This is a genomic window from Serratia sp. SM04, assembly GCF_040280225.1.
Taxonomy (GTDB): domain Bacteria; phylum Pseudomonadota; class Gammaproteobacteria; order Enterobacterales; family Enterobacteriaceae; genus Serratia; species Serratia sarumanii.
In genome coordinates, this window is sequence record NZ_JBEOQT010000009.1 from 62,542 (window position 1) to 88,398 (window position 25,857).

General features: G+C 57.4%; 27 protein-coding genes, 2 tRNA genes and 1 pseudogene. 18 read left to right on the forward strand and 12 right to left on the reverse strand.

Annotation, left to right across the window (positions count from 1 at the left end):
- Position 1 precedes the first annotated feature (1 nt).
- From ABTW55_RS13585 to ABTW55_RS13635, 11 genes are all read left to right on the forward strand, one after another.
- Positions 2-913, forward strand: a complete 912-nt coding sequence (locus ABTW55_RS13585; protein WP_060424502.1) for a DUF3102 domain-containing protein — start codon at positions 2-4, stop codon at positions 911-913.
- Between the two features lies 1 nt (position 914).
- The gene (locus tag ABTW55_RS13590) at positions 915-2,687 is read left to right on the forward strand and encodes a DDE-type integrase/transposase/recombinase (protein WP_060424504.1); all 1,773 of its coding nucleotides are present in this window, start codon (positions 915-917) and stop codon (positions 2,685-2,687) included.
- Positions 2,688-2,695: 8 nt separating this feature from the next.
- The gene (locus tag ABTW55_RS13595; RefSeq protein WP_060424506.1) at positions 2,696-3,859 is read left to right on the forward strand and encodes an AAA family ATPase; all 1,164 of its coding nucleotides are present in this window, start codon (positions 2,696-2,698) and stop codon (positions 3,857-3,859) included.
- 67 nt (positions 3,860-3,926) lie between these two features.
- Positions 3,927-4,292, forward strand: coding sequence for a DUF2528 family protein (locus ABTW55_RS13600; protein WP_060424508.1), 366 nt, complete (start codon positions 3,927-3,929; stop codon positions 4,290-4,292).
- 89 nt (positions 4,293-4,381) lie between these two features.
- A complete protein-coding gene (locus ABTW55_RS13605; protein ID WP_154610174.1) occupies positions 4,382-4,678 on the forward strand; it encodes a hypothetical protein in 297 nt (98 codons plus the stop codon).
- A gap of 3 nt (positions 4,679-4,681) precedes the next feature.
- A complete protein-coding gene (locus tag ABTW55_RS13610; protein WP_060424510.1) occupies positions 4,682-4,897 on the forward strand; it encodes a hypothetical protein in 216 nt (71 codons plus the stop codon).
- 15 nt (positions 4,898-4,912) lie between these two features.
- On the forward strand, positions 4,913-5,437 hold the full coding sequence (locus ABTW55_RS13615; RefSeq protein ID WP_060424512.1) for a host-nuclease inhibitor Gam family protein: 525 nt from the start codon (positions 4,913-4,915) through the stop codon (positions 5,435-5,437).
- A gap of 193 nt (positions 5,438-5,630) precedes the next feature.
- The gene (locus ABTW55_RS13620) at positions 5,631-5,924 is read left to right on the forward strand and encodes a hypothetical protein (protein ID WP_060424514.1); all 294 of its coding nucleotides are present in this window, start codon (positions 5,631-5,633) and stop codon (positions 5,922-5,924) included.
- Positions 5,908-6,630 carry a DUF2786 domain-containing protein gene (locus ABTW55_RS13625; protein WP_060424516.1) on the forward strand — a complete coding sequence of 241 codons (723 nt, stop codon included), beginning with the start codon at positions 5,908-5,910 and terminating at the stop codon, positions 6,628-6,630. The genes ABTW55_RS13620 and ABTW55_RS13625 overlap by 17 nt, the downstream gene beginning before the upstream one ends.
- Positions 6,631-6,762: 132 nt before the next feature.
- On the forward strand, positions 6,763-7,188 hold the full coding sequence (locus tag ABTW55_RS13630; protein ID WP_060424518.1) for a gp16 family protein: 426 nt from the start codon (positions 6,763-6,765) through the stop codon (positions 7,186-7,188).
- Between the two features lie 13 nt (positions 7,189-7,201).
- Complete coding sequence (locus ABTW55_RS13635) at positions 7,202-7,564, forward strand: Mor transcription activator family protein (RefSeq protein WP_041033460.1); 363 nt, start codon at positions 7,202-7,204, stop codon at positions 7,562-7,564.
- Between the two features lie 151 nt (positions 7,565-7,715).
- Here the strand turns inward: ABTW55_RS13635 and mtnC are convergent.
- A pseudogene (gene mtnC / locus ABTW55_RS13640) lies at positions 7,716-8,183 on the reverse strand (acireductone synthase); the annotation flags it as partial.
- On the reverse strand, positions 8,180-8,794 hold the full coding sequence (locus tag ABTW55_RS13645) for a methylthioribulose 1-phosphate dehydratase (RefSeq protein WP_041033468.1): 615 nt from the start codon (positions 8,792-8,794) through the stop codon (positions 8,180-8,182). The gene ABTW55_RS13645 and the pseudogene mtnC, both read right to left, overlap by 4 nt.
- Before the next feature lie 164 nt (positions 8,795-8,958).
- Here ABTW55_RS13645 and ABTW55_RS13650 point away from each other — a divergent pair, with 164 nt between their 5' ends.
- Positions 8,959-10,119 carry a pyridoxal phosphate-dependent aminotransferase gene (locus ABTW55_RS13650; RefSeq protein ID WP_041033466.1) on the forward strand — a complete coding sequence of 387 codons (1,161 nt, stop codon included), beginning with the start codon at positions 8,959-8,961 and terminating at the stop codon, positions 10,117-10,119.
- A complete protein-coding gene (locus ABTW55_RS13655) occupies positions 10,107-10,880 on the forward strand; it encodes an amidohydrolase (protein WP_041033464.1) in 774 nt (257 codons plus the stop codon). The genes ABTW55_RS13650 and ABTW55_RS13655 overlap by 13 nt, the downstream gene beginning before the upstream one ends.
- Here the strand turns inward: ABTW55_RS13655 and hpxK are convergent.
- The 4 genes from hpxK to ABTW55_RS13675 form a co-directional block, all read right to left on the reverse strand.
- A complete protein-coding gene (gene hpxK, locus ABTW55_RS13660) occupies positions 10,872-12,125 on the reverse strand; it encodes an allantoate amidohydrolase (protein WP_060423822.1) in 1,254 nt (417 codons plus the stop codon). The genes ABTW55_RS13655 and hpxK overlap by 9 nt on opposite strands.
- Complete coding sequence (locus ABTW55_RS13665; protein ID WP_060423868.1) at positions 12,122-13,366, reverse strand: alanine--glyoxylate aminotransferase family protein; 1,245 nt, start codon at positions 13,364-13,366, stop codon at positions 12,122-12,124. Before ABTW55_RS13665 ends, hpxK begins: the two co-directional genes overlap by 4 nt.
- A 208-nt stretch (positions 13,367-13,574) precedes the next feature.
- Positions 13,575-14,414, reverse strand: a complete 840-nt coding sequence (locus ABTW55_RS13670) for a MurR/RpiR family transcriptional regulator (RefSeq protein WP_033653349.1) — start codon at positions 14,412-14,414, stop codon at positions 13,575-13,577.
- Positions 14,415-14,550: 136 nt separating this feature from the next.
- Positions 14,551-15,429 (reverse strand): siderophore-interacting protein, encoded by an 879-nt coding sequence (locus ABTW55_RS13675; RefSeq protein ID WP_041033385.1) that lies wholly within the window; start codon positions 15,427-15,429, stop codon positions 14,551-14,553.
- A gap of 229 nt (positions 15,430-15,658) precedes the next feature.
- Between ABTW55_RS13675 and ABTW55_RS13680 the strand changes: the two genes are divergently transcribed.
- A complete protein-coding gene (locus ABTW55_RS13680; RefSeq protein ID WP_060423819.1) occupies positions 15,659-17,899 on the forward strand; it encodes a TonB-dependent siderophore receptor in 2,241 nt (746 codons plus the stop codon).
- A gap of 105 nt (positions 17,900-18,004) precedes the next feature.
- Here ABTW55_RS13680 and ABTW55_RS13685 read toward each other — a convergent pair.
- Together ABTW55_RS13685 and dnaQ are read right to left on the reverse strand one after the other, a co-directional pair.
- Positions 18,005-18,081 (reverse strand) — tRNA-Asp (locus ABTW55_RS13685).
- A gap of 144 nt (positions 18,082-18,225) precedes the next feature.
- Positions 18,226-18,969: a DNA polymerase III subunit epsilon gene (gene dnaQ, locus ABTW55_RS13690; RefSeq protein ID WP_060423815.1), complete on the reverse strand. Its 744-nt coding sequence runs from the start codon at positions 18,967-18,969 to the stop codon at positions 18,226-18,228.
- A gap of 72 nt (positions 18,970-19,041) precedes the next feature.
- Between dnaQ and rnhA the strand changes: the two genes are divergently transcribed.
- Complete coding sequence (gene rnhA, locus ABTW55_RS13695; RefSeq protein ID WP_033649910.1) at positions 19,042-19,509, forward strand: ribonuclease HI; 468 nt, start codon at positions 19,042-19,044, stop codon at positions 19,507-19,509.
- On the opposite strand, the gene ABTW55_RS13700 is transcribed toward rnhA, so the two are convergent.
- On the reverse strand, positions 19,506-20,225 hold the full coding sequence (locus ABTW55_RS13700) for a class I SAM-dependent methyltransferase (RefSeq protein ID WP_060423812.1): 720 nt from the start codon (positions 20,223-20,225) through the stop codon (positions 19,506-19,508). The two genes, rnhA and ABTW55_RS13700, sit on opposite strands and share 4 nt — an antisense overlap.
- Positions 20,226-20,269: 44 nt before the next feature.
- On the opposite strand from ABTW55_RS13700, the gene gloB reads away from it, so the two are divergent.
- Together gloB and mltD are read left to right on the forward strand one after the other, a co-directional pair.
- A complete protein-coding gene (gene gloB / locus ABTW55_RS13705; RefSeq protein WP_033637191.1) occupies positions 20,270-21,025 on the forward strand; it encodes a hydroxyacylglutathione hydrolase in 756 nt (251 codons plus the stop codon).
- 71 nt (positions 21,026-21,096) lie between these two features.
- Positions 21,097-22,482: a murein transglycosylase D gene (mltD, locus tag ABTW55_RS13710; RefSeq protein WP_033653353.1), complete on the forward strand. Its 1,386-nt coding sequence runs from the start codon at positions 21,097-21,099 to the stop codon at positions 22,480-22,482.
- 52 nt (positions 22,483-22,534) lie between these two features.
- Here the strand turns inward: mltD and ABTW55_RS13715 are convergent, their stop codons facing one another.
- Positions 22,535-23,329, reverse strand: a complete 795-nt coding sequence (locus ABTW55_RS13715; protein WP_028127832.1) for an endonuclease/exonuclease/phosphatase family protein — start codon at positions 23,327-23,329, stop codon at positions 22,535-22,537.
- Positions 23,330-23,660: 331 nt separating this feature from the next.
- On the opposite strand from ABTW55_RS13715, the gene yafC reads away from it, so the two are divergent.
- Positions 23,661-24,548 (forward strand): DNA-binding transcriptional regulator YafC, encoded by an 888-nt coding sequence (gene yafC, locus ABTW55_RS13720; protein WP_060423806.1) that lies wholly within the window; start codon positions 23,661-23,663, stop codon positions 24,546-24,548.
- 43 nt (positions 24,549-24,591) lie between these two features.
- Here yafC and dkgB read toward each other — a convergent pair whose 3' ends face one another.
- Positions 24,592-25,395 carry a 2,5-didehydrogluconate reductase DkgB gene (dkgB, locus tag ABTW55_RS13725; RefSeq protein WP_041033372.1) on the reverse strand — a complete coding sequence of 268 codons (804 nt, stop codon included), beginning with the start codon at positions 25,393-25,395 and terminating at the stop codon, positions 24,592-24,594.
- Between the two features lie 212 nt (positions 25,396-25,607).
- Positions 25,608-25,684: transfer RNA gene (locus ABTW55_RS13730), tRNA-Asp, on the reverse strand.
- Between the last annotated feature and the right edge of the window lie 173 nt (positions 25,685-25,857).

The window sequence follows — 25,857 nt, forward strand, 5'->3', positions numbered from 1 at the left end:
AATGGCCAGACCTAAAAACGAACCGGCACCAATGGTAAGCGACACCTTTTTACCTGCTGACCTGAGCGAAAATCAAAACCAGATGGCACTACACCAGCAGCAGATCATGGAACAATTTGGCGAAGGCCTGCCGTATGAGCGCTCTCGTATTGTGCATGAGACCAAGTTCTATATGGCGCAAAGTGCCGAAGCCATGTTGGAAGCGGGTAAGCGCCTGGTCATTCTCAAGGAGAACGAACCGCACGGCGATTTCACCGACATCATTGAATCCCAGCTGGCGCTCTCGAAGCGCACAGCGCAGGTCATGATGCAGGCATCCCTCAAATATTTATCGCCAAAACTGGAGTCAAAAGCGCAGGCGCTTGCGCATTTGGGCAAGACCAAGCTGTTCGAGTTGATGACCGAAGACGATGACGAGCTGGTAGCGCTCGCCGAAGGCGGCACCATTGCTGGTCTGGATATTGACGATATCGACCGCATGACCAGCCGCGAGCTGAAAGCCGCACTGCGTGAAGCGCGCGAAGATGCCGACGCCCAGCGCCGCGTGTTGTCCGACAAGAACACCAAAATTGACGACCTGACTACCAAGCTGCAGAAACAGTCGAAGATCAAGCCGCCTGCACCGGACGTCGAAGCTGAAAAGCTGCGTAAAGAAGTCAGTGCCATCGCCTATGAGGCAGAGGCCGTCTTGAGCGGCAAGCTGCGCGAGGCTTTCTCTGTTCTCACCACTCACTGCTCAGACCATGAGGTCGATCCGCCATACGATTTTATGGCAGGTCTGCTGTGTCAGGTCGAACGCGCGGTCAACCAGTTGCGCGATACCTATGACCTGGAGTCAGCCCCCACCGGCAATGACCGGCCGGACTGGGTTGACCTGCCGGATAACGATAACAACAACGCAACGGTGATGTGATATGAGCGCAGCCCTGACCGAACGACTGGTTGCGATAGCGCAGGCTGCCCGCAATGCCGGGCACGGTGAGCGCGGCGCTATCTATGAAAAGGCCTGCGTTGAGCTGGGTATATCCCGCGCAACGCTGTTACGAAAAATCAAGGAGGTCGCGATGACAGACACACGCAAACGCCGCACGGATGCGGGCACCAGTGCGCTGACGCGCGAGGATGCCATGATGATCTCCGCACTGCTGACTGAATCTACCCGCAAGAACGGCAAGCGCCTGTATGCAGTCGCCGACGCGGTGGCAGAGCTGCGGGCCAACGGCATGATTTCAGCCGAAGCCATTGATGAAAACACGGGCGAAGTTCGTCCATTATCGGAAAGCGCCATTATTCGCGCCATGCGGGCCTACGGTGTACATCCCGACCAGTTGATGGCACCAGAGCCCAGCACCCGGTTGGCCAGCTTGCATCCTAACCACGTTTGGCTGGTCGATGCCTCACTCTGCACCCTCTACTACCTGCAGAACGGCAAGAAAACCACCGGCCTGCAGGTGATGGACAGCGCTGAGTTCTACAAGAACAAGCCAAAAAATTTGGCGCGTATCGCCCACGACCGCGTCTGGAGCTACGAAATCACCGACCACACTAGCGGCTGGATCTACGTCGAATACGTCCTCGGTGCCGAATCCGGCGAGAACTTGTGCTCGGTGCTGATTAACGCCATGCAGGAGCGCGGCGGCGCGGATGTGCTGCACGGTGTGCCGAAAATTCTATTCATGGACCCCGGCTCTGCCAACACCGCCGCCATGACAAAAAACCTGTGCCGGGCACTGAGCATCGAGATGATCGCCCACAAGGCCGGGAACGCCCGTGCAACCGGCCAGGTCGAGAAAGCCCGTGACATCATCGAACGCAAGTTCGAACCGGGCCTGAAATTCGTCACAGTCAACAGCCTGGACGAGCTGAACGCGATGGCGAAGAAGTGGCGCAGCCATTTTAACGCCACGGCTATCCATAGCCGCCACGGCTTCTGCCGCAACGATATCTGGTTGCGTATCACCGCCGAACAGCTGATTAAAGCGCCCTCGGTGGAAATTTGTCGTGAATTGGCGGTCACTGCGCCTGTGTCGCGCAAGGTCCAGCCGACGCTGGAAATATCGTTCCAGAGCCGCCAGTACGACGTCTCAAGTGTACCTGGCGTGATGATTGGCGAGTCGCTGATGGTGACACGTAATCCGTGGCGTACCGACGCCGCGCAAATTGTGTTGGTTGGTGAAGATGGACACGAGTTTTACCACCTGGTGGATGAAGTTCCGGAGAACGAGTTTGGGTTTGCAACCAACGCCGCGATCATCGGCGAGAGCTACCGCAAACCGACGGATACCGTCACCCAGCAGGTCAATCAGGAGATTGAGCAGATTGTCACCGGCACCGACTCTGCCGACGCAGCAGCGGCGGCGCGTAAAGCCAAAGCACTGCCGTTTGGTGGGAGGTTTGACCCGTATCGCACGATTGACGACACCGAGCTACCGTCCTACCTGCCGAAACGCGGCCAGGAGTCGGATGTGCGCGGCCCACGTATAGAACAGCGTCCGCTGACGCACGTTGAGGCAGCGAAAGCGCTACGGGAGATATTCACGGCGCAGGGCCGGGAGTGGCAGGCACAGCACTATAACCAGTTGGTTCAGCGTTTCCCGGACGGCGTTCCGGCGGACGATATCGACACGATTGCCGGTGAGCTGGCTGGCAAGCACAACGTGACGCTGAGCGTCGTTAACGGCCAATAGGAGGCAGCATGTTGGTACTGAAGGCGCTGATGCAGGAGCACGGTATTGACCAGCAGATGGTCGCTGACGCGGCCCAGGTCTCTCAACCGACCATTTCGCAGATAGTGAACCACGGCATCTGGCCAAAACGCCGCACCGCAGAGGTGCGGGAAAGCATCAGCCAATTTTTAGCAGCGCGTGGGCTGGATACAGCTGGCGCATTTGAAGAGGTGCAGGCGGCGGACACCGCCCGCACCGATATCTCACCACACGCCCCAACGGAGGGAGACGACAATATGTTACTCGCAAAACAGGTATTACATCCAGCAACGAAAAAGCACTTCGGTTTGTTCCGCGACCCGTTCGCCGACGATGCCCTGCAGGGCTCTGAGGATGTGTTCACGACCCCGGACATTCGTTACGTCCGTGAGGCCTTGTTCCAGACGGCGCGCCACGGCGGATTCCTGGCTGTTGTCGGTGAGTCCGGTGCGGGCAAGTCCACGCTGCGCCGCGACCTGATTGAACGCATCAACCGCGAAAACGCACCGGTGATTGTGATTGAGCCCTACATCATCGCGATGGAAGACAACGACAACAAGGGCAAGACCCTGAAAGCGGCGTCGATCGCCGAGGCGATCATCAATACCATTGCGCCGCTGGAGGGCGTCAAACGCAGCCAGGAGGCTAGGTTCCGCCAACTCCACCGCGTGCTGAAAGACAGCAGCAATGCTGGTTACAGCCACGTTCTGGTGATTGAAGAGGCCCACTCGCTGCCGTTGCCAACGCTGAAGCACCTCAAACGCTTCTTTGAGTTGGAGAACGGGTTTAAAAAACTGCTCTCCATTGTGCTGGTCGGCCAGCCGGAACTGGCGATGAAGCTGTCAGAACGCAATCAGGAGGTCCGCGAGGTGGTACAGCGCTGTGAAGTTGTCGAGCTGCTGCCGCTGGATACCCAGTTGGAGGCATTTTTGACGTTTAAGTTTGACCGCGCCGGTAAGTCGGTAAAAGAGGTGCTGGACACCAGCGCCACCGACGCTATTCGCGCCAGGCTCAGCAATAATATCGGCGGCCGCAAAGGCGTTGTCAGCCTGTTATACCCGCTGGCTGTCAGCAATTTAACCATCGCGGCAATGAACCTGGCCGCACAAATCGGTGTGCCGGTGGTTAATGCCGACGTTATCAAAGGTGTTTGACAACATCATGGGGCGAAACGGGGGTAATTGCCTGGGACGCTGGTTCAAGTGTGAAGGAGATAAGTAGATGACAGCTATTAAACAATACGAAATAACCTGGAATGCCCATGAGGACGCTCCTGTCCTTACTGTTGAGATTGATCATGATATTTGCACCTATGAGCATCTTCATCAAATCAATAATTTCTTCACCGGACACAAGCATCGCCTGAGTGATAACGACGGTGATATTACGGTGACGGTGCTAAAAATGCTGGCCGCTGAATGCTTTGTACAACAGGTGTCAGAAGGCTGGAATGCATATGGGTTAATTTGCCAGTTTAAGGATGGCAATAATGAAGGTTGGCCGCCAATGGATGGCTCCAACGGGATCAAGATTATTTCTTGTGATGTGCCGGGGGTTAACTGGGACGATATGGAAGTGTCGTGGTAATGATTCCCGCCGCATAAATTGACGTGCCCATTGTTAATTTCGATGTAATTAAAAGCAGTTAACTATAAGTCAACGAAGACGGAGGGATTATGCGTACTGCTCATAAATTATCGTTGGTGGTGGAAAGCGAAGGAATTCAAATAGCCATCATCACCACAAGTAAGGCGGTTACCACATTATCTGCCCAGGGAATTACGGTTAAACGTATCGACATCGAAGAAGGCCGCCGTCCGACGGTGGTCATTCATCCGAACGCCACCACACGCAGAATGGTAGCACTGGGTAAAGCGGTTCGATATTCAACTGGAGTCGATGAACTGGGGCGTTATCAAAAATTCCAGTATCAACTGGATAAGTGTCGGGTTGTCTGGGAGGAAAGAACATAAATCATGGCAATCAAAATAGAGTCAATCATTACCATTCTGCCTAATGGGTCAATGAGTTTACAGATGGTGGCAGCAAACACAAAAGACGCCACCGAAGTTGAATTGAAATTGTTGGAGGAATTGAAACCAGTTTTTCATGAAATGGCGCTGAAAGCGTTAATAGACCGGGGATTTAAACCTGCAATTAACTTTTCCAGCAAAGGCAAGACTCACCACTAATTAAGGTATTTAAAAATGGCAAAAGGTAAAAAGCGGCTTAAAGCTGCGGCGGTTCCGTACGCCGCGCAAACGAAAACTGAGGTTATTGACGGTATTAAATCCCTTGGCGATTTGCAGCGTCAATTAACCCGTATCGAAACGGAGATGAATGACCAGATTGCAGCGGTAACGCAATACCATTCGCCGGAGATTGAACGACTGAAGGCCGAGATAAGCGGTCTGCAGCAAGGTATCCAGACCTGGTGTGAGGCCAATCGCACCGAACTGACCCAGGACGGAAAAACAAAGACCGTCAATTTAACTACCGGCGAGGTGATTTGGCGTAACCGGCCGCCGAGCTGCACGATACGCGGTGCCGAGGCAGTTATTGCTGCCCTGAAAAGACTCAAGCTGACTCGGTTTATTCGTTCCAAGGAGGAAATTAATAAGGACGCAATATTAAACGAACAGGCGGCAGTAAAAGATATTCCAGGCATCACCATTAATCGCAACCTGGAAGATTTCGCCATAGTGCCATTTGAACAGGAGATCGCCCAATGAGCCTGCAATGCAAAACCTGTAGCGAAGACGTAGATGAGCTCGATTCCGATCAGGCAACCATTACGCAGGGGCATGACGGTACCTGGTGTGTGGACCTTATCCTGGCCTGCCCGCATTGCGGGTAAACCTATAACGCGTTTGTGCCCACCAGCGAGCTCCAGCCGCTGCATCGTGATGATTACTCGGAGGGGATATGTCTATAGCGACTAACCGTTCGACGTTGTACCGCATGGCCATGAAACGCTTTGGCCCAGACTCTCAACTCCTGAAGCTGGCCGAGGAGGCCAGCGAACTGAGCACTGAGGTGTCGCGCAACCTGAACGGCCTTAGCGACGAAATGAAACTGGCCAGCGAAATGGCCGACGTGGAGATCATGATCGAGCAATTTCGCCTGAACGGCCTCGATACGGCCATCGATTTTCACAAGCGGCAAAAACTCATGCGGCTGGCAGAACGCCTGGGAGTTAACTATGACCCACAACAATGAAAAGTATCTGGCGAAGATCAAGAAGCTGCTTAACCTGGCCAGACGCAGTACCAACAGCAATGAAGCCGCTAATGCACTGAGCCAGGCTCAGGCATTAATGCGCAAGCATAGTCTCACTGAGACGGATATTGACCTGATGGAGATTGGTCGCGCCAGCAGTAAAGGCGCACCATCACAGGCGCAGAAAATCCCGGCATATATGAATAGCCTGGCCAACATGATTTGCCGCGCATTTGGTGTTGATTGCTATTACCAATATAAGCGTAACTTTCTTTCGAGCGGCCAACGGACGGTCGTATTCTTCGGCCCTAATGAAAGGCCGGAAATCGCGGCATATGCATTTGATGTTTTGTCACGCCAATTAGTAAAGGCGCGTCGTGAATTTACGGCAAAAATGCGGCGCAATATTAAGCCCAGCACAAAAGTCGCTCGTGCGGATCAGTTCTGTGAGGGCTGGGTTGATGGTGCATATGCCGTTATCGATATTTACAAGGTAGCTGCATCTGAGAAAACACTTATGGCTGCGTATTACAGCCGCCTTAAAGAAGAAATGGAATTTAAAGAGTCCACCCTTCGAGCTGCGAAAAAATGTCGCGGCGGTGATGATGCTGCCGATGCCGGTTACAGGGCTGGCAAGCAGGCACAACTGCACCAGGCTGTTCAAGGCCAGGGAGGTTCTTTGACAGGTATAGGAGTAAAACCATGACCATTTCACGAAGAGGAACGTGGTTATTAATGGCGTTATTCTGCGCCGTATTCTGGTTAGTGAGTATTTGTGGCAGTTATTTATTAATTGAATGGGTGGTGTCACTAATAAAACACGCACGGGGGTAATGTGATGAACCGTATTAACCTGGTAAAATTAATTCATGTCGCCAAACGTGACCGTCGCCTGGATGACGATACCTACCGCCAACTGCTCGATAGCTATACGGGTTTAAGCTCAACGAAAGAAATGACCATCAAGCAATTAGAGTCGGTTATGGAGGCGTTTTATGGCCTGGGATTCCGGCGGGCATTTAAAAGGCCTGGAAAGATTACGGCGACAGACGAGCAATCGAAAAAAATCCGGTCATTGTGGCTGGAGATGTTTGAAGCGGGGTTTGTCCGTGATAGTTCGGAGCGTGCGATAAATGCGTATGCTCACCGTATAACAGGTGTAGGTCGGCTGGAGTGGCTGGGAACGGATCAGGCCAGTCGCGTTATCGAGACGTTGAAGAAGTGGCAGAAACGCGAGCTGAAGGCTCAAGCCGCATTGCAATAACGGGGGGCAGATCATGATTACGCCAATGGAAGAAAAGCGCCATAAGCTGTTATCTGAGGTTGCTGACCATGTCGCCGAGACAGCATCTGACTATGGGTGTTCAACTGAGCAGGCCGAGCATCTGGGGCTGGCGGTGGCAAATTTCCTGGCAGAGCATTTCGGTGGGCAGAATTTCACGTTTCCTCGTGATTACGTTTATAAGCTGGCCGTTCGTGATCTGCAGATTTACAACGAGTTCAAAGGCAATAACTGGGCCGACCTGAGTTCCCGATATGGCATTACCGAGCGAGGGCTGCGCAAGCTGATTCACCGAGTACATAAACGAGTGATGAAGCACAAGCAGCCGATGCTGGATTTGTTCGGTGGCGGGGAGTAAAATTTGGGGCAGAGGACTGAAGTTTTCTGCCCTGTTTTATCTTTCACATACTGGAAATGATTTACAGACCTTGTCCCACTATATCCTCTAAAGAATCACTATATCCCCTAATTATCTCGCAGACTCAGTTCCATTTATCTCACTTCTAATCAACGTGCGTATCGAAATAGCCGCTGAACAGCGGCTGCAGATCGCCCGCGTCGCTGTGGCCGAACAGCAGCTTCTGCGCCTCCACCGAACCGGAGGAATAGACGTAGAGTTTCACCCCTTGCCGCTGCCAGGCGGCCAACTGCCCGGCGACTTCCGGATACAGATGCCCGCGGAAATCACCCTCGCGGTAGCCACTGCGCCAGATGATGCCCTGCAGCGCTTTGAGTGCGGTGGATTTGCGGTCTTCATCCATAAAGCGGTACAGCGCGGCGATCAGCACGTCGAGATCGGCCTGCGGTTGGCCAATTTCAGCGCGCAGCGCCGCCAGCGGCGCTGCGACTTCGCTCTCAGCGGCATGGCGGCGCACAAAATCCGCCAGCCGTTCGCGGGCGTAAGGAAACAGTACCTGATGCACAAAGCGAATATCGCTGGTGGTGCCTTCAATATCGGTCACGATAGCGCGGATCATTTCGCCTCCAGTAAGCGGCGTTGCAGTTCACACTGGAACAGGAATTCCAGCCCTTCGAGATGGCGGCGGGCTTCCGCCACCTGGCTCCCCCAGCAATACAGGCCGTGGCCGCGTACCAGAAAGCCGTATTGCAGTGGCGTGGCCTCGGCATAGGCCGCCACGCGCGCCGCCAGCCGAGGGATATCCTGATCGTTGTCGAAAATGGGGATCGCCACGCGGTCCAGGTGGCTGCGCTGGCCGGCCAGCGACTTCTGCATTTCGTACCCCTGCAGCACCAGCGCATCACCGCGTTCCACCCGCGACAGGACGGTAGCGTTGACGGAATGGGTATGCAGTACCGCGCCGATATGCGCAGACAGGCGATAGAGCAGCGTATGCAGCCCGGTCTCCGCCGACGGCGTGCGGCCGCTCGGCACATGATTGTCGGCAATATCCACCCGCAGAAAATCGGCGGCGCTCAGGCTGCCCTTGTCTTTGCCGGACTCGGTGACCAGGCACTGACGTTCGTCCAGGCGCAGCGACATGTTGCCGCCGGTCGCCGGGCACCAGCCTTTGTTGCCAATCCAGTGGCAGGCCGCCATCAATGCGGTAAGTTGCGGATTCTCCGTCATTATTATCGTTTCCCGTTCGGTAAGGCGGCCGGCAGATGAGGCTTGGCCTGCCGCGTGGCGGGCTAAGCACTTTTTCGCATTTAGCCATCTAAGCGTCTTGATTGCCAAATACTAGCATCGTGTTATATTGACGGCAATATAAGCGCCAGGAGTATTCACCCGCTATGAGCACTTCCGCATTGATTCCCGAAAGCAAACTGCCCTCGCTGGGCACCACCATCTTTACCCAGATGAGCGCGCTGGCGCAGCAGCACCAGGCGATCAACCTGTCGCAGGGCTTCCCCGATTTCGACGGCCCGGACTACCTGAAAGAACGCTTGGCCTGGCACGTCGCCCAGGGCGCCAACCAATATGCGCCGATGACCGGCGTGGCGCCGCTGCGCGAAGCCATCGCCGACAAAACCGCCGAGCTGTATGGCTGGCAACCGGACGCCACCGCAGAAGTGACCGTCACCGCCGGCGCTACCGAAGCGCTGTTCGCAGCCATCAGCGCGCTGGTGCGCCCCGGCGACGAGGTGGTCTGTTTCGATCCCAGCTACGACAGCTATGCACCTGCGGTGACGCTGGCCGGCGGCATACTCAAACGCATCGCCCTGCAGCCGCCCGCGTTTGCCGTGGATTGGCCAGCGTTCGCCGCCGCGCTGTCGCCGCGCACCCGCCTGGTGATCGTCAACACGCCGCACAACCCGTCCGCCACCGCCTGGCAGGCGGAAGACATGCAGCAGCTGTGGCACGCTATCGCCGAACGCGAAATCTACGTGCTCAGCGACGAGGTTTACGAACACATCTGCTTCGCCAAAGGCGGCCACGCCAGCGTGCTGGCCCACCCGCAGCTGCGCCAACGCGCGATCGCGGTGTCCTCTTTCGGTAAAACCTTCCACATGACCGGTTGGAAAGTGGGCTATTGCGTGGCACCCGCCGCGCTGAGCGCCGAGGTGCGCAAAGTGCATCAATACCTGACCTTTTCGGTCAATACCCCGGCCCAGCTGGCGCTGGCGGATAGCCTGCGCGCCGAGCCGGAGCACTGGCGACAGCTGCCGGCGTTCTATCGCGCCAAACGCGACCGCTTTGTGCAGGCGCTGGCGAGCAGCCGACTGGAAATTTTACCCTGCGCGGGTACATACTTCTTGCTGGCGGACTACGGCGCCATCTCCGATCTGGACGATGTGGCGTTCTGCCATTGGTTAACCGAGCACGTGGGCGTGGCGGCCATTCCGCTGTCGGTCTTCTGTGCCGATCCTTTCCCCCATAAATTGATCCGGCTGTGCTTCGCTAAACAGGACGCCACGCTGGATGCAGCTGCGGAGCGGTTATGTCGACTTTAAAAATTACCCTGTTGCAGCAACCTTTGGTCTGGCGCGACGGCCTCGCCAATCTGGCCGCCTTCGACGCGTTGCTGGCGCCGATCGTCGGCCGCGATCTCATCGTCTTGCCGGAGATGTTCACCACCGGCTTCGCCATGGATGCCGGCGAGAGCGCCCTGCCCGAACAGCAGGTGATCGACTGGCTGCACGGTTGGGCGGTGAAAAGCCACGCGTTAATCGGCGGCAGCGTGGCGCTGAAAACCGACGAGGGCGCGGTCAACCGTTTCCTGCTGGTGGAGCCGGGTGGCCAGGTACACGCCTATGACAAACGCCACCTGTTCCGCATGGCCGGCGAACACCTGCACTACCAGGCCGGCAACCGGCGTGAAATCGTCGAGTGGCGCGGCTGGCGCATCCTGCCGCAGATCTGCTACGACCTGCGTTTCCCGGTTTGGGCGCGCTATCAGCAGGATTACGATCTGGCGCTATACGTCGCCAACTGGCCGGCGCCGCGCAGTCACCATTGGCAAACGCTGCTGGCGGCGCGGGCGATTGAAAACCAGGTGTATGTGGCGGGCTGCAACCGGGTGGGCGACGATCCCAACGGCCTGAGCTACAGCGGCGACAGCCTGATCATCAGCCCTCAGGGCGAGATCCTGGCGGATGCGGAGCCAGGCGCGGCCACGCGGCTGGACGCCGAGCTGTCGCTGGAAACCCTGCAGAGTTACCGCAGCGCCTTCCCGGCCTGGCGCGACGCCGACAGCTTTCTGCGTTTAGACTGACTCCCCCTTTTCCCAGCCGGCGATCGTCAGGCAATAGGCCTGGATCGCCAGCGCCACGTCCGCCTGCCGCACCGCTTCGGCCGGATGATGGCTGACGCCGCCGGCGCAACGCACGAACAGCATGCCGACCGGCCAGTGCGCCGCCACGGCGATGGCGTCGTGCCCGGCGCCGCTCGGCAGCGCCAGGCTCCGCCCCTGTACCTGCTCGACGGCCGCCTGCCAGCATTGCTGCAGCTCGCTATCGCAGGCAGTGGCGTCAATGCGGTAAAACTCTTCACTGGTGAAGCGCACGCCGCGGCGCGCGCAGATCGTCTGCGCCTGCGCCAGCAACGCCGTCAACAGCGCCGCCAGTTGCGCATCCTGCGGGCCGCGGACGTCGAGCGTCAATCGCACTTCGCCGGGGATCACGTTGACCGCGCCCGGCAGGCATTCAATACACCCCACGGTGGCCACCAGATGCGGATCGGCAGCGCGGGTCAGCGTTTCGACCGCCATCATCCATTCCGCCGCGGCCGCCAACGCGTCTTTGCGCTGCCCCATCGGCACCGTGCCGGCGTGGCCCGCTTCACCGCTGAAAGTGCAGGTAAGCCGGCGCGCGCCATTGATCGCCGTCACCACGCCCAGCGCCAAATCGGCTGCCTCCAGGCACGGCCCCTGTTCGATATGCAATTCGAGATAGGCGCGAATTTCGTTTGGCGCGCGACGCGCCTGTGCGATCGCCGCCGGTTCCAGCCCAAAGTCGCGCATGGCCTGCGCAATGCTCACCCCGTCGGCATCCGTCTGCGCCAGCCATTCCTGCGGCCATTGACCGGTCAGCCCGCGGCTGCCGAGCAGCGTGACGCCAAAGCGCGCGCCCTCTTCGTCGGCAAAGCCGATCACCTCCAGCGCCAGCGGCAAACGGCGCCCCTGGCGGTGATAGTGCGCCACCGTCTCCAGCGCCGTGAGCACGCCGAGCATGCCGTCATAGCGCCCGGCGTTGCGCACCGTGTCCAGATGCGAACCGAGCAGCAGCGCGGGGGCAGCGGACGTGTGCCCTTCATAACGGCCGCAGATATTACCGACGCTGTCCTGCCAAACCTGCATGCCACTCTCGCGCATCCATTCACCCACCAGAGCGTTGGCGCGCCGATGTTCCGCAGACAGATAAAGACGCGTCAATTTACCGGGCTCCGCGCTGATCGCCGCCAGCTCGTCACAGCGCGCCATCACCCGTGCGGCAGCCTGCTGCGCCTCCAGCGGCGTCATCCACGCTTGCCTGCGTCATAAACGTTCCAGGCGGCCTGCAACGCCTCGCCCTGCTTGCTGGCGAAGCCGAGACGGTTCAACACCGCCTCCAGCGCCGCCAGGGTTTGCAGCACGCAATCCTTGCGCGCGTTGTAGCCCATGGTGCCGATGCGCCAGATCTTGCCCTGCAGCGGGCCGAACGAAGTGCCGATTTCGATGCCAAAGTCGTTCAGCATCATCTGCCGCACCTGTTCGCCGTGCACCTGCGGCGGGATCATCACGCCGAGCACGTTATTCATGTGGTGTTCGAGATCGCCGAACACCGCCAGCCCCATGCCCCGGATGCCCGCCAGCATCGCCGCGCCATGCAGCCGGTGGCGGGCGATGGCCTGATCCAGCCCTTCTTCAAGGATCACCCGCGCACATTCGCGCGCTGCGAACAGCATGCTGGTGGCTTCGGTATGGTGATTGAGCCGTTCCGGTCCCCAATAATCCATGATCATGCCGATGTCGAAATAGTTGGAGTAAATCATCTCGTCGTCGCCGTCGGCATGCTCGGCGGTGCGGATCCCCGCCTCCACGCATTTACGGCGGCGCACAATCTCTTCAAACTGCGGGCTGAGGGTGACCGGCGAACTGCCGGAGGGGCCGCCCAGGCACTTCTGCAGCCCGGCGGAGACCGCATCCAGCCCCCAGGCATCGGTCTCCAACGGATTGCCGCCGAAGGAAGCCGTCGCATCGGTATAGAACAACACGCCGTGGCGGCGGCAGATATCACCCAGCTCATGCAGCGGCTGCAGCATGGTGGTGGAGGTGTCGCCCTGCACCGTCAGCAGCAGGCGCGGGCGCACTCGCTTAATCGCGTCTTCGATGCGATCGGCGCTGAACACCTCGCCCCACGGCGCCTCAATCGTGTGCACCTCGGCGCGGCAGCGGCGGGCAATCTCGCACAGCAGATGCCCGAAACGGCCGAAGACCGGCACCAGCACCTTATCGCCCGGCCGAATGGCGGAAACCAGCAGCGCCTCGATACCGGCGCGCGAGGTGCCGTCCACCAGCATCGTCCAGCGGTTTTCGGTGCGGAACAGCGCACGATACAGCGCCATGACCTGATTCATGTAACCGGTCATCGCCGGATCGTACTGGCCGATCAGCTGACTCGACATGGCGCGCAGCACGCGCGGATCGGCGTTGATCGGCCCCGGCCCCATCAGCAGGCGTGCCGGTGGGTTAATCTGATCGAATTGCGAGATATCCAACATGTTCATTCCCTGTCAGCTTAGTAAGTTATTGAGTTATGCCGTCAGCGTCGACATGACGTTTGTTTGCTGCCCAACAGCCTACTCCCGATAGGGATTCAGTTGAAACAAAAGATTCTTATGATCAATTAATGAAACCAAAGTAACACAATGAGGTGACCGATCCGCCTTAAACGGCGGAAGGTGCAGGAAGGGAAATGACCTGCCGCGCTTAACGCAGCTCCAGTTCGTCTAGCGCCTGGAACAGTTCGGCGACGTGATGAATACGCTGCCGCCCCTGCGCCAGCCGCTCATGCAGCAACGCATTGCTGAGCAGGCTGGCCAGGCTCATGGCGGCGGCATAGCTGTCGAACGCCGACACGCTGTCGAGCGGCACGGTCAAGTGCCAGTTGGCCAGTGGGAACAACGCCTGCGCCTGCGGTTCGCAGATCAGCAGCGTCGGCACCCCGCGGCTTTGCAACAGCGCCAGCAGCGCCTTTATCTGGCGCGGCCGGCGACGGAACGCCACCACCACCGCCATGTCCTGCGGCGTCAGCCCCGCCAGATCTTCCGCCAGCGTTTGCCCCGGCTGCGGCGCCAGCAGCACCTGCTCCCGCACCTGCATCAGCTGCTGGCGCAGGTGCATCGCCACCGGATAGCTGTTGCGCAGCCCCAGCAGCATCACGCTTCGCGCCTGCGCCAGTGCGGCGATCGCCGCGCTGAACTGTACCGCATCGATCTGCTTTACCCAGCGGGTGAGGTTGGCCATTTCCTGCTTACAGTGCCGCGCCAACAGCGTATCGCCCTGCACCGCATCGCGGCTGTCGGTCAGCGGCATGCCGCTTTGGCGCAGGGTGCGCAGCTCATCGCGCATGGCGCGGTAGTTGGGGTAGCCCAGCCGTTTGAACAAGCGGCTGACCGTGGCTTTGGAAACGCCACTCAGGCGCGCCAGCTCGGCGCTGTTGTAACCGATCAAATCGTCATAGTGATCGAAGATGAAGTCGGCCACCCGCTGCTCCTGCGGCGTCAGCTGTGGGTAGTCGCGGCGCAGGCGTTCGTCGAACCGTTGCATTATCGTTCTCGCTGTAACCTTCGTTTCAGCGGAACATAACACGGTCGAACTACCCGCTGGCAAGCGATTATTCGTTGGTGGGGAATGGCAGCGGCATGCCCTTCTCTCGCGTCAATGCCGAAAAAGGGCCGCGCGTTCAGCACCAATAGGCCATGAAGTTGACGGTAGCGCGATCCAGATCGCGTTCTCCGATCAGATAACGCCGCAGCGTTTTCACCGTGGAAGACTCGGCCGCCACCCAGGCATAAAAAGCGTTACCGCCGGCCGCCCGCTCCCAAAGCACCTCATCGCTCAGGCTGCTTTCCGCCAGGGACTGCGCCTGCGCACACGCCGACGCGGGGATATCGACCCGCTGGCGCACCGCCTCCACCAACAGCGTACCGTGCGCCAACTGGCGGCCCACGTCGCGCGGCAGCCAGTAAACCTCGGCGAACGGGAAACGGGCCAAATCCAGGCAATCCCCCGCCACCGGCACTTCGAAGAACGCCTGCACCCGCGGCGGATTGGCCTGCTGCGCCAGTTGCTCCAGAATGCCCATCGCCGCCGGCACCGCCGTCTCATCGGCGATCAACAGCGCCTGCTGCAACTGCGCCGGCGGCGCCCATTCGTAGCCGCCGCTGTCGCCGCCGAACTCGCCGTTGGGCGCGACCGTCTGAATGGCGTCACCCGGCTCGGCGTGGGTCGCCCAGGCGGAAGCCGGGCCGTTCACACCATGCAGCACGAATTCGACGTCCATCTGATTCTGCTCACGGCGCAGCGCACGCAGCGTATAGGTGCGCATCACCGGCCGTTGTTCTTTGGGGATCGCCATGTAATCGCCGTACCAATCCGGGCCGTTGGCCAACTGCGGGCTCTGGCCGTCCGCCGCCGGGAACAACAGTTTGATGCGCTGATCCGGCGCTTCAAGCTTCATCCGATGAATATCCGCACCTTCAAACACGCAGCGCACCAGCGAAGGTGAAATCAGCGTTTTGCTTTTCAGGGTGATATCAAAAATTCTGTAGCTGGCGGACATGTTCTCGATTCTCCGGCAACGCTGTCGCTTACGCGTATGGCCGATCGGCTGCCGTGTTGACGGCGTGGGGTGCTCGATCGCGCAGTGGGTAAAATGTTAATAAAACTAATTAATTACGTTAATGTATCGCAAAAAATCATATCATGATTTTATTGATAACAAGAAACGTTATTGATAAAAGAAGCATTCTCAAAAATAGAGTAATAACAAAATCACCTGGGAAATAACGATGAAACGCAAACACCTTTGGGTATTGAACCCTTGTCTGCTGGCAATGCTTGCGCCGGCGGCTTGGGCAGAAGATCAGAAAACCAGCAACGAAGAGCAGTTGGTGGTCTCCGCCAGCCGTTCGCACCGCAGCGTGGCGGAAATGGCGCAGACCACTTGGGTCATCGAAAGCCAGGAGATCGAACAGCAGGTCCAGGGCGGCAAAGAGATCAAGGACATGTTGGCGCAGCTGATCCCCGGCATGGACGTCAGCGGCCAGGGCCGCACCAACTATGGCATGAATATGCGCGGCCGTTCGATGATGGTGATGATCGACGGCGTACGCCTGAACTCATCGCGCAGCGACAGCCGCCAATTGGATTCTATCGATCCGTTCAATATCGATCATATTGAGGTGATTTCCGGCGCGACCTCGCTGTACGGCGGCGGCAGCACCGGCGGCCTGATCAACATCGTCACCAAAAAGGGGCAACCGGAACAGCAGGTCGAGTTGCAGCTCGGCGGTAAAACCGGCTTTGGCGGCCATAACGATCACGACGAGAACGTGGCGGCGGCGGTCAGCGGCGGCAACGACAACGCCTCGGGGCGCCTGTCCGTTTCTTACCAGCGCTACGGCGGCTGGTATGACGGCAAAGGCAACGAGGTGCTGATCGACAACACCCAAACCGGCCTGCAGTATTCCGATCGCCTCGACGTGATGGGCACCGGCACCCTCAACATCGACGATCATCAACAGCTGCAGCTGACCACCCAATACTACAAAAGCCAGTCCGACGGCGACCACGGCCTGTTCCTGGGAGAAAACTTCGCGGCGGTGACCGGCAACGCCAAGGCCTACAACAGCGGTAGCTTAGATTCCGACCGCATCCCCGGCACCGAACGCCATCTGATCAACCTGCAATATTCCAACACCGATTTCCTCGGCCAGGATTTGGTGGCGCAGGTCTACTACCGCGACGAAACCCTGACCTTCTACCCGTTCCCGACGTTGGCGGGCAAAGCGCCGAACTATTACGTCAGCAGCATTGGCGCCTCGCAGCAAAAAACCGACTTCTACGGCGGCAAACTGACGTTAAACAGCAAACCTGTCGACGCGCTGACGCTGACCTACGGCATCGACGCCGAGCATGAGAGCTTCAACGCCAACCAACAGTTCTTTAACCTGGCGAAGGCGCAACAGTCCGGCGGCATGACGCTGGAGAACGCCTACAGCACCGGCCGCTACCCGAGCTATACCACCAGCAATCTGGCGTCGTTCCTGCAGGCCAGTTACGACATCAACCCGATCTTCACCCTGAGCGGCGGCGTGCGTTACCAGTACACCGAAAACAAGATCGACGACTTCGTCGGCTATAACCAGCAGCAGGCGATCGCTACCGGTGCCGCCGCCTCCGCCGACGCCATTCCGGGAGGGAAAACCGACTACAACAATGCGCTGTTCAACGCCGGCCTGTTGGCTCACCTGACCGAGCGCCAGCAAACCTGGTTCAACTTCTCTCAGGGCTTCGAGATCCCGGATCCGGGCAAGTATTACGGCAACGGCACCTACGCGCTGAACGGCGGCCACTACCAACTGCTGAAAAGCGTTAACGTCGGCGATTCCAGGCTGGAAGGCATTAAGGTCAATGCTTACGAGCTGGGCTGGCGCTATACCGGCGATAACCTGCGCACGCAAATCGCCGCCTACTACTCGCTGTCCGACAAGAGCATCGCCATCAACAAAACCGACATGACCATCAACGTCAATGCGGATAAGCGCCGCATCTACGGGGTAGAAGGCGCGGTGGATTATTTCTTTGAAGACAGCGACTGGAGCGCCGGCACCAACTTCAACGTTATCCGTTCCGAAACCAAGGTCAACGGCGAATGGAAGAAGCTGGTGGTGGATACCGCCAGCCCATCGAAAGTCACCGCCTATGTCGGCTGGGCGCCGGGCGACTGGAATCTGCGCTTACAGTCGCAGCAGACCTTCGACGTGTCGGACGACGGTGATTACACCAAGGCCAATTCCACTCAGGGCCGCAAGATCGATGGCTACAACACCCTCGATTTCCTCGGCAGCTATGCCCTGCCGGTGGGGAAAATCAGCTTCAGCGTGGAAAACCTGCTGGACAAGGAGTACACCACCGTTTGGGGCCAACGCGCGCCGATACTGTACAGCCCAACCTACGGTTCGCCTGAGCTGTACAGCTATAAAGGCCGTGGACGCACCTTCGGCTTGAACTACTCGGTGTTATTCTGAGGATAAGGGGCCGGTCTGCCGGCCCCGTTCATTGAGCCGCACCGTTTTTCAGAGAGCAGAAACGACGAAGCCCTGAGTTATCGCTAACTCAGGGCTTCTGAATAGTGGCGGAACGGACGGGGCTCGAACCCGCGACCCCCTGCGTGACAGGCAGGTATTCTAACCAACTGAACTACCGCTCCGCGCCATTCCCTCTTGCGGGGGAACGAGGCGCATATTACGGACGCCTTTCGGTTCCGTCAACGCCTTTTTCTCACCAAATGAACCGTTTGCACAGTTTTTCAACGAAGGTTCATCCGCTGAGGTTTTTTCACGCAAAAACGCCGTTATTCGGCCGGCGCTCCGCGCCACAGGCAGCTGCCGCCCTTCTTCGCCACCAGATCCAGACGCGCCTCGTGCGCATTCACTTCTTCGTCGCTGGCGTAGACCACTTTCATCGCGGTCGCCGGGCGGACAATGCGCTGAATCTCTTGCGCGGCGTCGTTTTGCTGGGTATCCCCCTCCATCTGGAAGGCTATCGAGGTCTGACCGCCGGTCATCGCCAGATAGACTTCCGCCAGGATCTCGGCATCGAGCAATGCGCCGTGCAGCGTACGCTTGCTGTTGTCTATCTCATAACGGCTGCACAAGGCATCGAGGTTGTTGCGCTTGCCCGGGAACAGGCGGCGCGCCATCAGCAGGCTGTCGGTGATGGTGCAGAAGGTCTCTGTCTTCGGGATGCCCTGCTGCAGCATGCGGAATTCGTGATCCATAAAGCCGATATCGAACGCCGCGTTATGGATCACCAGTTCGCCGCCGCGGATAAAGTCGAGGAATTCCTCGGCAACCTGATCGAAGGTCGGCTTATCGGCCAGGAAGTCGTCGCTGATGCCGTGTACGCCGTAGGCTTCCGGATCCACCAGCCTGTCCGGCTTGATGTAAACGTGGAAATTGCGCCCGGTCAGGCGGCGGTTAATCACCTCCACCGCACCGATTTCGATGATGCGGTGCCCTTCGTAGTGCACCCCGAGCTTGTTCATACCGGTGGTTTCGGTATCGAGGACAATCTGTCTGGTGGTTGTAGAGATCATATTGCAGTGCTCACAGCGCTCGTTTATGTCAGACTTGGCTTTTATAAAACTGATAGGAAGAGTCTACCAGAGATGCTCAAACAGGTAGAAATTTTCACCGACGGCTCCTGCCTTGGCAACCCCGGCCCCGGTGGCTACGGCGCGATATTACGCTATAAGCAGACGGAAAAAACCTTCAGCGAGGGTTTTCGTCTGACCACCAATAACCGCATGGAAATGATGGCGGCGATCGTGGCGCTGGAAGCGCTGACCGTGCCCTGCGCCGTGACGCTCAGCACCGACAGCCAGTATGTGCGCCAGGGCATCACCAGTTGGATCCATAACTGGAAGAAGCGCGGCTGGAAAACCGCCGACAAAAAGCCGGTCAAGAATGTCGATCTGTGGCAGCGGTTGGATCTGGCCATTCAGCGCCACGAAGTGAAATGGGAATGGGTCAAGGGCCACGCCGGCCACCCGGAAAACGAACGTTGTGACGTGCTGGCGCGCGAAGCGGCCGGTAAGCCGACGCAGGAAGACGTCGGTTACCAACCGGAAGCCTAAGGCAGTTTGCGATAACTCTTGGTCGCGCCCACCGCGCGGCTGAGAGAAGGTTTTCTTGCCCCCAGTTTCATCGGCGTGGGCGTCAGCGGCAAGGTGCGTTTGCGCGCCACAATCACGCTCATGCACCCCAGCGCCGGCAAATGAGTGCATAAAAACTTGCCGCCCTTGCGGTGCCATGGCAGCACGTGAAAACGCGCCTGGTACAACACCTCATAATTCAGCAGGCTGAGCCAATCAAGCAGTCGCATCTGGGTAAACATGCGGCTGACATAGGGCTGGCGGCGACGCAATCCAGGCACCAGTTTGCCCAATCCCAGCAGGCTGAACGGATTGAAGCTGCTGATAACCAACCAGCCATCGTCGATCAACACCCTGTCTACTTCACGCAGCATGCGGTGCGGATCGTCCGCATAGGACAGCGTATGCGCCAACAGGCAGGCATCCACCGACTTGGCGGCAAACGGCAGTTGATAAGCATCGGCGATCACCTGCAGCCCTTCCCCCTCCAACCCTACGTTGACCTGATGGGAAATCGCGCATTTGTCCGTGGCCAGCTCGGCGCTGAGCATGCCCATCTTCAGCAGATGGAAACCGAACAGCTTTGGCCACCAGGGTTGCAACTGCCGCTCGAGGGCTTCACGATAATATTCCCCCCACGGCAGCTCCGCCCAGAACTGCGGGCCGGTGAGCTTTTGTAGAGTATGGGCTGGTTTCATGATTTATTATCTTCTTTCAAGCCGTTGCCAACGAGAGGTACACCATGAATCTTATCAGCATTCCCGCCTTCCAGGACAATTACATTTGGTTATTGGATGACCGGCAGGGGCGCTGCATTATCGTCGATCCGGGTGAGGCGCAGCCGGTGCTCGAAGCGCTGCAGCGCCTGCAGCTGACGCCGGCGGCGATCCTGCTGACCCACCATCATCACGATCACGTCGGCGGCGTGGCGCAGATCGTGGCGCAATATCCCGGCCTGGCTGTCTATGGGCCGCAAGAAACCGCGGACAAAGGCGCCAACCACATCGTCCGCGACGGCGACACCTTTGCCATCGATGGCCGCCAATACAAGACTATCGCCGTCCCCGGCCATACGTTGGGCCATGTGGCATTCTATAGTGCCCCTTATCTGTTCTGCGGCGACACAATTTTCTCCGCCGGCTGCGGCAGGCTGTTTGAAGGCAGCGCCAAACAAATGTACGACTCATTTCAACAACTCGCGCAACTTCCCGATAACACCTTAATTTGCTGCGCGCATGAATATACTCTTTCAAATCTTAAGTTTGCGCGGGCTATTTTGCCAGAAGATCGAGAGATTGAAACATATCAACAACATGTTGAAGCGTTAAGGGCAAAAGGCCAAGCCAGCGTGCCAACCACATTGCAATTAGAGCGCAAAATTAACCTATTTTTACGTTGCCATGACGCTGATTTACAAAAGAAATTAGGCTTTAATTCACCACCGGAAAGCCTTCATTCAGTTTTTTCCGAATTACGCCTGCGGAAAGATAACTTCTAAGCTTTTAGTTGTGTTATTTGGCGAAGCAAAGTATTATTGCTCGTCTTTTAAGCAACTACATTGACACACACATGAAGGCTAAAGCGATATTTCTCGCCTCAGTCTTGCTAGTGGGTTGCCAGTCGTCCAGGCAGGACGCACCGGCGCCAGAACAGCATGCACAGAGTTTGTCTTCGGCTGGTCAAGATGGTGAAGCAGGAGAGTACACAGCAAATGGCCGAGCGAGCTCGGCGCGGTGGTTGGATAACAACAGTCCCGCCGCGCAACAGGACCTGTGGAACTTCATTAGCGACGAGCTGAAGATGGAGGTTCCGGAAAATTCCCGGATCCGTGATCAGAAAAGAAAGTACTTAAAAAGTAAGAGCTATCTCCACGATGTAACATTACGGGCAGAGCCGTACATGTACTGGATAGTCGGGCAGATTAAGAAACGTAATATGCCGATGGAACTGGTACTGCTACCCATAGTGGAGAGCGCTTTTGACCCCCACGCCACGTCAAGTGCCAACGCCGCAGGGCTATGGCAAATCGTGCCGCAAACGGGTCGCAATTATGGTTTGAAAAACAATCAGTGGTATGACGGTCGACGCGATGTCGTCGCCTCGACAACCGCTGCGCTTAACATGATGCAGCGCTTGAACCGCATGTTTAACGGCGACTGGTTACTGACCGTAGCCGCCTATAACAGTGGTGAAGGCCGCGTGATGCAAGCGGTGAAGGCAAACAAACGCCAGGGTAAGCCAACCAATTTCTGGGCATTGTCGCTTCCGCGTGAAACGTCAATCTATGTCCCGAAAATGCTGGCGCTGAGCGACATCATCAAGAACAGCAAGAAGTACGGTGTGAAACTCCCGAAAACGGATGAAACCCGTGCGCTGGCGCGTATCGATGTCGGGCAGCAGATCCAGCTGACTCAGGCGGCTGAGATGGCGGGGCTTTCAGTCACCAAGATGAAAGCGTATAACCCAGGCTACAAAAAAGGCGTTACGGCACCCAACGGGCCCCATTACATCATGGTTCCCAAAGGGCATGCCGAGCAACTGAAAGACTCGCTGGCCGATGGCCAGATCGCCGTGACTCAGCCAACGACGCAGTTGGCGAAGAACAGCGGTTTGACCGGTGGCAGTTCATATAAAGTGCGCTCCGGCGACACCTTATCGGGCATTGCCAAGCGGCTGAACGTTAAGACCAGCGATTTGCAGAGTTGGAACAACTTACGCGCCAAGAGCGCCATAAAAGTTGGGCAAACCCTGCAAGTGGCCAGCAATACTGGCGGTAACAGCAGTATTACCTATCAGGTTCGTAAAGGTGATTCGCTTGCCAGTATCGCACGTCGTCACGGCGTCGATATTAACGACGTGATGCGTTGGAATTCAACGCTCGGTAAAGGCAACAGCCTTCAACCCGGTCTTAAGTTGACCCTGTTTGTCGGCAACAAGCTGACGCCGGACACCTAAGTTTCCGGCACAAAAAAAGCACCCTTCGGGGTGCTTTTTTATTGCCTGCGATTCACCAGACGGGAGAATCTTTTTCCGGGTGGAACTCCACCAACAGCGGATTGTGATCCGACGCGCTGGTCACCAGTACCGACGCCTCTACGACCCCAAGATTGCGATAAAACACAAAGTCCAGCGGGCGGCCAAAAGCCTTACGGCGGTGATCGTCGGCGAAGCTCACTTCGCGCAGCGCCATCTCACCGGCAAAGTCATACAAGGCATTGATACGTTTGCGGCTCCAGGCGTTGAAGTCCCCGGCCATGATCACCGGCCCCCGGTGGCTGGCGATCTGCTCGCCGATCGGCCCCAGCTGCTTGCTGTAGACGTCGACTCCCAGACTAAAGTTCACCGCATGGATGTTCACCACCATCAACAGCTCGCCGTTATACAGCGGATAAACGGTGATCAGGGCCGACTTGGACAGCCGCAGCAGCGGCTCTCGCTCGCGCAGCGGGCAGCAGTAAACCGGATGAGCGGCCGCCAGCGTCATCACGCCGGAAGGGTGCTGCGGCAACACAAAGGCCGGCACCTGATCGGCCGCCAGATAGTTGGCGGTAGCGTAGCTCACCAGCTCCGGCGTAGTTTGCGCTTCTTGCAACAGCACCAGCTGCGCATCTTTGCCATGGTTTTTCAGCACCGAAAGCCAGTCGGCTCGCTGCTGTTTGAAAATATTCCACACCATAACGCGCAAGGCGCCTGTCGTCGGCAGCGCCGCCCCTGGCGGCAACGGCTGATTAACGGCGCCAGGAAAGATTCGCTCAACTGGCTGGCCTGCAACATACCTCATTGCATAAGTTCGTTTCGGCACGCGATTCGCCTATAACCCATTAGCATGAAACTGGCGATGAAGACTTCGCCAACGGTGAATTGATTATACGCCTGCCCCGCACAGAGGGCATGGCTTTTACAGGCATAACCTTTTCAGTTATAGGGGTCGCCTGCGGCGATTTCAATCTTCTGAGGGTATAGCAGTGTAAAGGTGATTCAGCAGAGGTGAAAAATGCGAAAGGGCCAGCAAAATGCAGACGGGGAAACAGGAATATGCGCAATCAGATTCCTGTGGGTGACGACGATGCTCCGACGTGTTTAAATGACGAAATCGCTAAAAATTTAGAACAGAGTTTGCCTTTGGAGCAAAAATGAAAGCGAATTCGGACGAGCTCATCACCTTCGTCACCGTAGTGGAAAGCGGCAGCTTCAGCCGGGCGGCGGAGCGCCTGCAGCAGGCCAACTCCGTGGTCAGTCGAACGGTAAAAAAGCTGGAGAGCAAGCTGGGGGTAACCCTGCTCAACCGCACGACACGCCAAATCAGTCTGACCCAAGAAGGCGAAAACTACTTTCGGCAGGTGCAGAAAGTGTTGAGCGATATGGCCGCAGCGGAAAATGCGTTGATGGAAAGCCGTCAACGCCCGCAGGGGCTGCTGCGCGTCGATGCCGCAACGCCGGTCGTCTTGCATCTGTTGACGCCGCTGGTCGCCGAGTTTCGTGAGCGCTATCCGGAAATGTCCCTGTCGCTGGTCTCTTCGGAAAACTTCATCAATTTGATCGAACGAAAAGTGGATATCGCAATCCGCGTCGGCGAGCTGACGGACTCTACGCTGAAAGCGCGCAAGCTGATGGCCAGCTATCGACGCATCCTGGCCTCCCCCGCCTACCTGGCGCAATATGGCGCGCCAAAGACGGTAGCCGACCTGGAGCACCATTGCTGCATCGGCTTTAACGATCTGCCCAATCTGAACCGCTGGCCGCTGACCTGTGCCGATGGTCGACAACTGGAGATCGTTCCGGGGCTGACCACCAACAGCGGTGAAACCCAGCGCCACCTGTGCCTGCACGGCAACGGCATCGCCTGCCTGTCGGACTTTATGAGTGATGAAGACGTCAAACGCGGAGACCTGGTCCCCCTTCTGGTAGGAGACACGCTGCCACTCGAAATGCCGATCAACGCGGTGTACTACAGCGATAGCGCTGTCAGTAACCGCCTGCGCAGCTTTATCGATTTTATCAGCGAGCGGCTAAAGCGATAAAAAGGCGCCCTCTTGGGGCGCCTGAGGTCTTCATATCTGAAGATTAGTCCCAGTTGGGTGCCAGGCCTTCCGGGCTGACCAATCGGCCGTTGCTTTCAAGCGCCGCAATCTGCGCCATATCTTCGTCACTCAGCGTCAGTTGCTGCGCTAACAGGTTGCTTTCCAGGTTTTCGCGCTTGGTCGAAGAAGGGATCACCGCGTAGCCCAGCTTCAACGCCCAAGCCAGAACCACCTGTGCCGGCGTCGCATTGTGACGGGCGGCAATGCTTTTGATCGTCTCATCCTGCAACGCTTTGCCATACGCCAGCGTCATATAAGAGGTGATGGCGATACCATGTTGCCGTGCGAACGCCACCACTTTTTCATTCTGCAAGAACGGTGACAGTTCGATCTGATTAGTCGCAATCTGATCGGCGCCAACCGCATCAATCGCCTGCTGCATCAGATCGATGGTGAAGTTAGATATACCAATCTGACGGGTCAGCCCCAATCGCTTGGCTTCCAGCAGTTCAGCCATAAACTCTGCGACAGGCACCTCATCATTTGGCGATGGCCAGTGAATCAGCGTCAGATCGACATACGGGGTCTGCAGCTTGGCCAAGCTGTCTCGCAGACTGGGAATTAAGACGCCCTTAGCCAGATTCGCGATCCAGATCTTGGTCGTGATGAACAACTCGTCACGCGGCACACCGCTAGCGGCGATAGCCTGGCCGACGGCCGCTTCGTTTTCATAGATCTGTGCGGTATCGATAGCCCGATAGCCCAATTCCAGAGCTGTGCTCACAGAGTCGATAACGACCTGATCCTGAAGGCGAAAAGTACCTAAACCAAATGCAGGGATGCTCACAATATTTGCTCTCTCATTAGTGGATAAATAGCGATGCGAGAGAGTATGGCAATATTTTTAGTGAGCAAAAACGCCAGGTTCGGCATAAGACTTTTGATCAACAGGCAACAATATTGAGGAAAGCGGCAGGAACGGCGACAAATTCGACGAGGCTTTATGAATTTTGCATATGAAAAAGCCCTGAGTCAGAGACTCAGGGCTTATCAATTAAGTGGCGGAACGGACGGGGCTCGAACCCGCGACCCCCTGCGTGACAGGCAGGTATTCTAACCAACTGAACTACCGCTCCACCGATTCTTTTACGTTGCATCTTTCGATGCCGGCAATATCGCGCTCTGCGATTTGCGCATTACCAGTCGTCACGCTGATAACGTTTATTTGATGCCTGGCAGTGTCCTACTCTCGCATGGGGAGACCCCACACTACCATCGGCGCTACGGCGTTTCACTTCTGAGTTCGGCA